This window comes from Azotobacter beijerinckii (assembly GCF_900110885.1).
Lineage (GTDB): Bacteria > Pseudomonadota > Gammaproteobacteria > Pseudomonadales > Pseudomonadaceae > Azotobacter > Azotobacter beijerinckii.
On the sequence record NZ_FOFJ01000097.1, the window covers coordinates 1 to 8,650 of the forward strand.

General features: G+C 62.9%; 10 protein-coding genes. 8 read left to right on the top strand and 2 right to left on the bottom strand.

Annotation, left to right across the window (positions count from 1 at the left end; all coding sequences use genetic code 11):
• Nucleotides 1–221 precede the first annotated feature (221 nt).
• Nucleotides 222–1,124: a LysR family transcriptional regulator gene (locus BMY22_RS21890; protein ID WP_090625396.1), complete on the bottom strand. Its 903-nt coding sequence runs from the start codon at nucleotides 1,122–1,124 to the stop codon at nucleotides 222–224.
• Between the two features lie 387 nt (nucleotides 1,125–1,511).
• Here BMY22_RS21890 and BMY22_RS21895 point away from each other — a divergent pair, with 387 nt between their 5' ends.
• The 8 genes from BMY22_RS21895 to BMY22_RS21930 all read left to right on the top strand — a co-directional run bounded on the left by BMY22_RS21895 (nucleotide 1,512) and on the right by BMY22_RS21930 (nucleotide 8,076).
• Nucleotides 1,512–2,834, top strand: coding sequence for a dicarboxylate/amino acid:cation symporter (locus BMY22_RS21895; RefSeq protein ID WP_090625398.1), 1,323 nt, complete (start codon nucleotides 1,512–1,514; stop codon nucleotides 2,832–2,834).
• Between the two features lie 147 nt (nucleotides 2,835–2,981).
• A complete protein-coding gene (locus BMY22_RS21900; RefSeq protein ID WP_090625399.1) occupies nucleotides 2,982–3,809 on the top strand; it encodes an HTD2 family dehydratase in 828 nt (275 codons plus the stop codon).
• Between the two features lie 127 nt (nucleotides 3,810–3,936).
• Nucleotides 3,937–5,139: a CaiB/BaiF CoA transferase family protein gene (locus BMY22_RS21905; RefSeq protein WP_090625401.1), complete on the top strand. Its 1,203-nt coding sequence runs from the start codon at nucleotides 3,937–3,939 to the stop codon at nucleotides 5,137–5,139.
• A gap of 14 nt (nucleotides 5,140–5,153) precedes the next feature.
• A complete protein-coding gene (locus tag BMY22_RS21910; protein ID WP_090625402.1) occupies nucleotides 5,154–5,978 on the top strand; it encodes an HpcH/HpaI aldolase/citrate lyase family protein in 825 nt (274 codons plus the stop codon).
• Nucleotides 5,979–6,264: 286 nt separating this feature from the next.
• Complete coding sequence (locus BMY22_RS21915) at nucleotides 6,265–6,642, top strand: VOC family protein (protein WP_208599371.1); 378 nt, start codon at nucleotides 6,265–6,267, stop codon at nucleotides 6,640–6,642.
• Between the two features lie 401 nt (nucleotides 6,643–7,043).
• Nucleotides 7,044–7,295 carry a type II toxin-antitoxin system Phd/YefM family antitoxin gene (locus BMY22_RS21920; protein WP_090625405.1) on the top strand — a complete coding sequence of 84 codons (252 nt, stop codon included), beginning with the start codon at nucleotides 7,044–7,046 and terminating at the stop codon, nucleotides 7,293–7,295.
• Nucleotides 7,295–7,717, top strand: coding sequence for a type II toxin-antitoxin system VapC family toxin (locus tag BMY22_RS21925; protein WP_090625407.1), 423 nt, complete (start codon nucleotides 7,295–7,297; stop codon nucleotides 7,715–7,717). The genes BMY22_RS21920 and BMY22_RS21925 overlap by 1 nt, the downstream gene beginning before the upstream one ends.
• Nucleotides 7,718–7,800: 83 nt before the next feature.
• The gene (locus BMY22_RS21930; protein WP_090625410.1) at nucleotides 7,801–8,076 is read left to right on the top strand and encodes a hypothetical protein; all 276 of its coding nucleotides are present in this window, start codon (nucleotides 7,801–7,803) and stop codon (nucleotides 8,074–8,076) included.
• Between the two features lie 163 nt (nucleotides 8,077–8,239).
• On the opposite strand, the gene BMY22_RS21940 is transcribed toward BMY22_RS21930, so the two are convergent.
• Entirely contained in the window at nucleotides 8,240–8,557 is a 318-nt protein-coding gene (locus BMY22_RS21940) for a hypothetical protein (protein ID WP_244158966.1), read from the bottom strand.
• Nucleotides 8,558–8,650 lie beyond the last annotated feature (93 nt).

The following is an 8,650-nucleotide window of genomic DNA, read 5'->3' on the forward strand; positions in this document are numbered from 1 at the left end:
CCCGGCACGACCGGGACGGCAACGCGGCAATCAATCTGAAGCATTACGCCGTGAGTTCCACGGTGTCAGCCTGTGGAGGGGAAGGCGCTGGCCCTGGCGGCAACGCCAGGGTGAAACCGGCCCCGTCGAAGCAGGAAGTTAGCAAAAAGCTACCTATGGGTAGCTTTGGATAGGTCTAACAGAACGGTGAAGCTACCCAGGCATTCTCGCTGGCTGCGCCGTTACGGGGCCGCCAACGGCTTCTCCAAGATCACATTCACGAGGGTGCGGATAAAACTCGGCAGCGCCTCTAGATCACGCACGAGGATGCTGCGCTCGCGCAGCACCCAGGGTTCATTCAGCTCGACCACTGCTAATTGCATGGTCCGCTGGTGACGCAGCGCCGCAGACTCCGGGAGAATACCGATGCCCACTCCCGCCTCGATCATCCGGCACATGGCCTCGAAGCCGTAGACCTGAATACGTAGGCTGAAGCTGTTGCCAAGTAGTTCGACCTTCTCGCGCAGGAAGTACTGTAGGGTGGCGCCTTCATGCAGGCCGATGTGCGGGTACTCCAAGGTGTCGGCCAGCTTGACACTGCCGCGCCGGGACAGCGGATGGTCGCGTGGAGTGGCCAACACCAGGCGGTCGGTGCTGAAGCGCATCACCTGCAGACCTTGGGTCTGCACTGGGCCAGCGATGATCCCAAGGTCGGTCGAACCGTCCAGTACTCCGCGCACGATGTCGCGGGCTAGACGTCGCTCCTGCAGATCGACCGTCACCCCAGGCCGTTCGACGAGGTAGCCGGCGAGGATTTCCGGGAGAAATTCAGTGACTGCCGTGGTATTGGCGAAGATGCGCACATGTCCAGCAGCCTCGCTGCCGTAGTCGGTGAACTCGCTCTTCATGTACTCCACCTGGCGCAGAATCCTTCGCGCATGTTGCAATAGCAGATTGCCGGCAGGCGTCAACTCGACGCCCCGGCTGTCGCGGTAGAGCAGGCGGCTGCCGAGCTCCTCTTCCAGATGTTTGATCCGCGTGCTGGCCGCCGCCGGGGAGATGAACGCCTTACGCGCGCCCTGGGTCAGGCTGGGCGACTCAGCTATATGCGCGAACAGACGTAGGTCGGCCAGATCGAAATGCATGGCGGTGTTCTCTCTGTATGGCGTTAAGCAAATCCGAACGCCTCCTTCCAGAAATCCAGATTCACAGATCGCCCCCCACTTGGCAATCATGCAATCAACAACAACAAAGCACGGAAAATTGCCGATGAAACACCTCGATCCTCCCTCGCCGACAGCCTGTACCTCAGGCATCCGCACGCTCTTGGCCGGCGATCGTGAACTAGTCGCACCGCCGCGTCCTTACCGCCGCAGAAGGGACGCTGCTCCCCGACGAGCCTCGGCCTGAAGAGGGGCTCACTGAGCCCGAACTTCTCCCCTCACACAACAGGATTCCCGTGCGCCGCCGTCAGGCTGCGTGCCGTGGAGGCTTTTTTCCGCCGCAAGCGCGGCACCACCAGGGTAATAACAATGACAATCAAGAAGTTGCTCGGCACCCTCTACATTCAGGTCGTAATCGCCATCGTGCTGGGTGTTGTGATCGGCTACTTCTGGCCACAGACCGGCATTGAACTCAAACCCCTGGGCGATGCCTTCATCAAGCTGATCAAGATGATCATCGGCCCCATCATCTTTTGTACCCTGGTTTCCGGCATCACCAGCATGCAGGACGTCAAGCGGGTCGGCCGGGTCGGCGGCAAGGCCCTGCTGTACTTCGAGCTGGTCTCAACCGTGGCGCTGATGATCGGCCTGCTGGCGGCGCACCTGCTGCGCCCCGGCGACGGTTTCAACGTCGACGTGCACAGCCTGGATGCCAGTGCCATCTCCGGCTATGTCAGCCAGGCCGCGCATGGCGAAGGCATGGTCGGCTTCCTGATGCACGTGATTCCCGCCACCTTCTTCGATGCCTTCGCCAAGGGCGAGATCCTGCCGATCCTGATGGTCTCGGTGCTGTTCGGTGTCGCTCTGGTGCTGATCGGCGAGCGCGCCCGGCCGCTGGTCGAGCTGATCAACCAGGCGTCCGACGTGTTTTTCCGCATCGTCGGCATGATCAGCCGGGTGGCGCCGCTCGGCGCGCTGGGAGCGATCGCCTTCACCGTCGGCAAGTACGGCCTGGGCTCGCTGGTGCCGTTGCTCAAGTTGATCGGCACCTTCTATTTCACCGCTTTCATCTTCGTCGCCTGTGTGCTCGGCAGCATTGCCCGGCAGGCCGGATTCAGCATCTTCCGTCTATTGGGTTACATCAAGGCCGAACTGCTGATCGTACTGGGCACCAGCTCCTCGGAGTCGGCACTGCCGCAACTGATGCGCAAGCTGGAGGATATCGGCTGCTCGAAGGGCGTGGTCGGCATCGTGGTGCCCACCGGCTACACCTTCAACCTGGACGGCACCAACATCTACATGACCCTGGCGGTGCTGTTCCTGGCCCAGGCCTGCAACATTCCGCTGACCCTGGAGCAGCAACTGACCCTGCTGGTGGTGACGATGCTCACCTCCAAGGGAGCGGCCGCGGTGGTCGGCGCCGGTTTCGTGGCCCTGGCCGCAAGCCTGGCCACGGTGCCGACGGTGCCCGTCGAAGCAATGGTGCTGATCCTGGGCGTAGACCGATTCATGGCCGAATGCCGAGGACTGACCAACTTCATCGGCAATGCGGTGGCGGCAGTGGTTGTGGCCGCCTGGGAAGGTGAGCTGGACCGCTCGCGGATGGGGCCGATCGCCCTGAGGCGCGATCGTCGCCTGCCTACTGTCGCCTGCCCACCAGCACCGCCAACCGGCGATGCCCAGCGCGACTGACCCTGCCCGAGCTGCTGGACAGGGGACTGTTCCGGCTGCCAGGCGTTAATCAAATCCGAACGCATCCTTACAGAAATGCAGATTCATAGATCGCCACCCGCTGGCAATCATGCACACAAAAAACAACACCTCCACGGGGTACTACCAATGAGCCAGATCGACCTTTCCACTTGGATCGGCCGCAGCGAAGAAATCCATGACCAGCTGAGTCTCAACCTGGTCAAACGCGTTGCCGCGACCCTCGGCACGCAGACGCCGGCCAGTGGCGAGCCGCTGCCGCCGTTGTGGCAGTGGGCGTTCTTCCAGGAACCGCTGCCCGAAGTAGGCCTCGGCACGGACGGCCACCCGGCGCGCGGCGGCTTCTTGCCGCCAGCGGACAACCGCAACCGCATGTGGGCCGGCGGCCGCTTCGAGTTCTTTGCGCCGCTGCGGGTTGGCAGCGAGGCCACCTGCGTGTCGACCATCGCCCAGGTCGAGGAGAAGGTCGGCAAGACCGGCGCCCTGTTGTTCGTCACCGTGCGTCACGACTACCTGCAGGACGGCCGCCTAGCCGTGCGTGAGGAGCAGGATATCGTTTACCGCGAGCCCAGCCCGCCGAAGACCCGCAACGACGAGGCGGTGCCGCCGGGTGACTGGCGCGAGGCGATCGAGCCGACCTCCACCTTGCTGTTCCGCTATTCGGCGGTGACCTTCAACGGCCATCGCATTCACTACGACTGGCCCTACGTGACCGGCACCGAAGGCTATGCCGGTCTGGTGGTGCACGGTCCGCTGATCGCCACCCTGGTGCTGGGCGCCTTCTGCCGTGCCAATCCTGCCGCGCGCCTACGGCGCTTCGCCTATCGCGGCCTGCGCCCGCTCATTGCGCCGGACGCCTTCGAGATCGGCGGGCGCATCGTCGCGCCGGGGCACGCCGAGCTCTGGGCCGGCAACGCCAACGGTATCGCCCAGAAGGGCGAGGTCTACTTCGACTGAGGGTCGGCTCCTGCGGGAGCCCTGCGATGTCGCGGCGCTCGACATGGGCGCCGCTCTCCACCAACCCGATCCTGTCCTGTGCGGCCGAGCACCCGCTCGCTGCCGCTCGCCTCTTGAGGAATCCGCTATGACAACCGCACCATCGTCCCGCCCGCTCGACGGCATCACTGTGGTCAGTCTCGAACACGCCATCGCCGCGCCCTTCTGCACCCGCCAGCTAGCCGACCTCGGCGCACGGGTGATCAAGATCGAACGCCCCGGCACCGGCGACTTTGCCCGTGGCTACGACGAGCGGGTCAAGGGCCTGGCCTCGCACTTCGTGTGGACCAACCGCTCCAAGGAAAGCCTGAGCCTCGACCTCAAGCAGGACGAGGCCGGGGAGATCCTCGACGCCCTGCTGGGCAAGGCCGACGTGCTGGTGCAGAACCTCGCGCCGGGCGCCGCGGCGCGTCTGGGGTTGTCCTTCGAGGCGTTGCACGAGCACTTTCCGCGGCTGATCGTCTGCGACATCTCCGGCTACGGCGAGGGCGGCCCCTACCAGGACAAGAAGGCCTACGACCTGCTGATCCAGAGCGAGGGCGGCTTCCTGTCGATCACCGGTGGGGCCGGTGACGACGAGATGGCCAAGGCCGGCTGCTCGATCGCCGACATCGCCGCTGGCATGTACGCCTATAGCAACATCCTCTCCGCCCTGCTACTGCGCGAAAGAACCGGCGAGGGAAGCCACATCGACCTGTCGATGCTGGAAAGCCTGGTGGAGTGGATGGGCTATCCGTTGTACTACGCCTTCGACGGTGCCACGCCGCCGCCGCGTGCCGGGGCGGCGCACGCGACCATCTATCCTTATGGCCCCTTCCCGGTGGGCGATGGCGGTACCGTGATGCTCGGCCTGCAGAACGAGCGCGAGTGGCGGCTGTTCTGCGACAAGGTGCTCAGGCGCCCGGAGCTGGCGGACGACGAACGCTTCGACGGTAACTCCAAGCGTTCGGCTCAGCGCGAGATGCTGCGCGCGATCATCCTCGACTGTTTCGCCGCGCTGAGCACCGAAGAGGTCATTGCCCGGCTGGAGGCCGCACCCATCGCCAACGCCCGGGTCAACGACATGCAGGGTGTCTGGGAGCATCCGCAGCTCCAGGCGCGCCAGCGCTGGAGCGAGGTCGGCAGCCCGAGCGGCGTGCTGCCCGCCCTGCTGCCGCCTGGGCGCAACAGCGCCTTCACCCCGCGCATGGCGCCGATCCCGGCGCTGGGCGAGCACAGCGAGGCGCTGCTCGGCGAACTGGGCTACGCCCCGGCCGAGGTCGCCCGCCTGCGCGACGCCAGCGTGATCTGAGGGGAGATGCGCAGATGAACCGAGCGATCATTCGTAGTGCCCTATTCGTTCCCGCCAGCCGTCCCGAGCGCATTCCCAAAGCGCTGGTCAGCGGTGCCGATGCGGTTATCGTCGACCTTGAAGATGCCGTCGAGGAGACGCTCAAAGAACAGGCACGGGCCAACCTGGCTGCCTTCCTAGCCGCCCATCCCGAGGTACAGCTACTGGTACGGGTAAACGCTGCCGGGCATCCTGGCCACGCAGCCGATCTTGATCTCTGTGCCCGTCAGTCGGGGGTCTGTGGCGTACTGCTGCCGAAGGCAGAGAGCGCTGAGCAGGTGGTGCGAGCTGCCGTCACTGGCAAGCCGATCTGGCCGATCATAGAGAGCGTGCGCGGCTTGCTCGCGCTGCCGGAAATCGCAGCCGTCAAGGGGATCGAGCGGTTGTCTTTCGGTGCCCTCGACCTCGGTCTGGACATCGGCTTGGCCAATGGTAGCGCTGCTGCCGGTCGCCTGCTCGACCAGGCGCGCTACGCTATTCTGCTGGCCAGCCGTGATGCCGGGCTGGCTCCCCCCTTGGACAGTGTGTTTCCGTCTATCCAAGATCTTGACGGACTTCGACAAGCCGCCCGCGACGCCCGCGATATGGGCTTCGGCGGTCTGCTATGCATCCATCCCGTACAAGTGCAGGTAGTACACGCGACTCTGATGCCAAGTGCCAGCGAGTTGGACTGGGCGCAGCGCGTGTTGAGCGTCGGTAACGGCAGCGGGGTATTCGTGGTAGACGGAGAGATGGTCGATGCGCCGGTACTCGGCCGCGCCCGTCGCTTGCTAGAGCAAGCAGGTCAGATATCCGCCTGAAAAACGCGCTGCCGCTGCGGCGGCAGCGCGTGACACAGTGTTTCACAAAGCAATAACCAGAGAGGGAGTCCCCTATTCATGAAGATTGGGCCCTCATTTATGCACTACATCTCACTAATCGTCGCCAGTCCGATTCAAGCCGCTGAAGCGGTTAAGTATCCAGAACATAAGGAACGTCAAGTCATAGCGGTTCCGCGATCGCGGCACCTTCATCTTGCACGTGGAAGACGAGCATCGTCACCGCTGACTATTCCCCCGGCCTGCGCCATCTCCTAGGAGCCCTCTGATGATCAACCGTCTCGACCACCTGGTACTGACCTCCTCAGATCCGGATGCCACCACGCACTTCTATACCCGGGTGCTCGGCATGCGCCTGGAAACCTTCGGCAACGGCCGCATCGCGTTCCGCTTTGGCAACCAGAAGATCAACCTGCACGTGCGTGGCCACGAATTCGAACCCAAGGCCCACCTGCCGGTACCGGGAGCCCTAGACCTGTGCTTCATCGCTGAGATGAAGCTGGCGGAGGTGATCGCCCATCTGCAGAGGCAGAACTGGCCGATTGTGGAAGGGCCAGTTCAGCGCACCGGCGCTACTGGGCCGATTCGTTCGGTGTACATTCGTGACCCCGACTTCAACCTCATTGAAATATCCGAATACCTGTGAGACGGAGAAGTGTCCATCGCGAGCGTCGTCTTCCTTGACAGCGACGAGGGAGTGGGGCGGCCTCTGCTATCGGGACACCCCGCACGAACGGCACACGGCGATCAGCGCGTTCGCCATGGTTGGCGACGGAGCGGATTGGGACGAGGAGGAGACTGTGGCTGGCAGGTGGTATCGGCGCGGGAGCAGGCTGAACCGAGGGGTGAGCGCCAGCCTGATCCGTCCCGAGAAAACGCAGGAGAAAATTTCTCCCTGCTGCCGTTGGCAAGCCTGCTGGCGCCTATCCCCAGCAGGAAAAACGGTTGCGAGAAAATCCGCCTCGCCTTCAAGGTAGCGCTGCTATAGATGTGGGTCTGCTGCTATGATGTAGAAACATACCTACATTTGCGTTAGAGGAGCAGACTATGCCGACGACCCTTTCTAGCCGGGAGTTCAATCACGACACCAGCCGGGCAAAGAAGGCCGCGCTGACCGGGCCTGTGTTCATCACAGATCGCGGGAAACCGGCTCACGTTCTGCTGTGCATCGAAGAATATCAGCGACTGACTGGTAGCCAACCGAGCATCGTCGAGATCCTGGCAATGCCGCTGGAAGAGGAGGTGGAGTTTGAAGCCCCTCGCGCCACGATCAAGACGAAGCCGGTGGATTTTTCTTGATGTTCTTGCTCGATACCAATGTTGTCTCCGAGCTCCGCAAGGCCAAGCAGGGCAAGGCCGATGCCGGTATTGTCGCTTGGGCGCAAAGCGTCCAAGTCGGGGAGTTGTACCTGTCGGCTATCTCCGTAATGGAGCTGGAAACCGGCGTATTGCTGCGTGAGCGAAAGGATGCCGCTCAAGGGGCGCTTCTGCGAGCGTGGCTCGATCAGCACGTTCTTCCTGGCTTTGCCGGACGCATCCTGGCAGTGGATACCGCCGTAGCTCTTCGGTGCGCGAGGCTGCATGTGCCGGATCACAAGAGCGAACGCGATGCGCTCATTGCCGCGACGGCGCTCGTTCACGGCATGACGGTCGTGACCCGGAACGTGACGGATTTCGAGCTGACGGGTGTTGCAATGTTCAACCCCTGGAGCCAGCAGTGATGGCTTTTGTAGGGCATGAACGGGGGTTCGGCCAGGTTCCAGTCGAGGGGAGGGTCCTGCTCCGAAACGATGGGAAAAGCACGATGAAGCAAGTCGTTTTGTTAGATCCTGATGTGTTGGGCTTGACGGAGAAGCAGCGCGAACATGTCCTGAGAGTCTTTCCTGAAGTCAGGTACGCAATGGCCAATTACCTGCGCCAGGGTGTGGCCGTGAGAGTGCAACGCCAGAATGAGTGTTCGCCCGACGTTCCTCCCTATGCCATTGTCGTTGAAAGCGATCCTGAGTTCTGGATTGATTGTGCCGAGTCGCCAGTTGCAGCCAAGGCTCATGCCTTAGCGCTGGGACTGAGGGTCATCTGACTTCGAGGCGGTCTCATGGGACTATCGCTGGACCAGTTTGCTGATGAAGTTCGCCGAGACATCGAGGCGTTCGTGGCGGACTACCGCAAGAAACACGAAGAAAATCCAGAGCACTACCCGCTGGAGCTTCCCGACAATAACGCGGGGCTATGGAGTGAGTTCTTCATGGATTTTCACATACGGGGTAAGGCTTTGGATGACCATTGATTTCCAACAGCACGCCCGAATAGCCGAGCCAGGTGGCCCGCAGTCCGGTTTCGACGGGACGTGCCTGGGTTTGGCACGGGTCGATGGCGGGGACTGGCTGCGCCGGCGTGCGTCCTTCGCCGCGAAACATCAGGTCGGCCGGCGTCGGCCGCCCCTCGGGCACGCGCTGTACGCTGGGGTGGTAGGTGTTCGCGAAGCCGCCGTCGGCATACTGCCGGGAGGCCTGCATACGCTCGAGCCTGAATCCGTTGGCACGGCGGGCCGAAAAAACCATCCTGAATCTCCTGTGAGCTCGTGTTCGGTGTTCGAGCTGGGGTTTTCCGCCCGAAGGGAAAGGTTTGCGTGTGTCCCGGCATCCCAGCCAGGC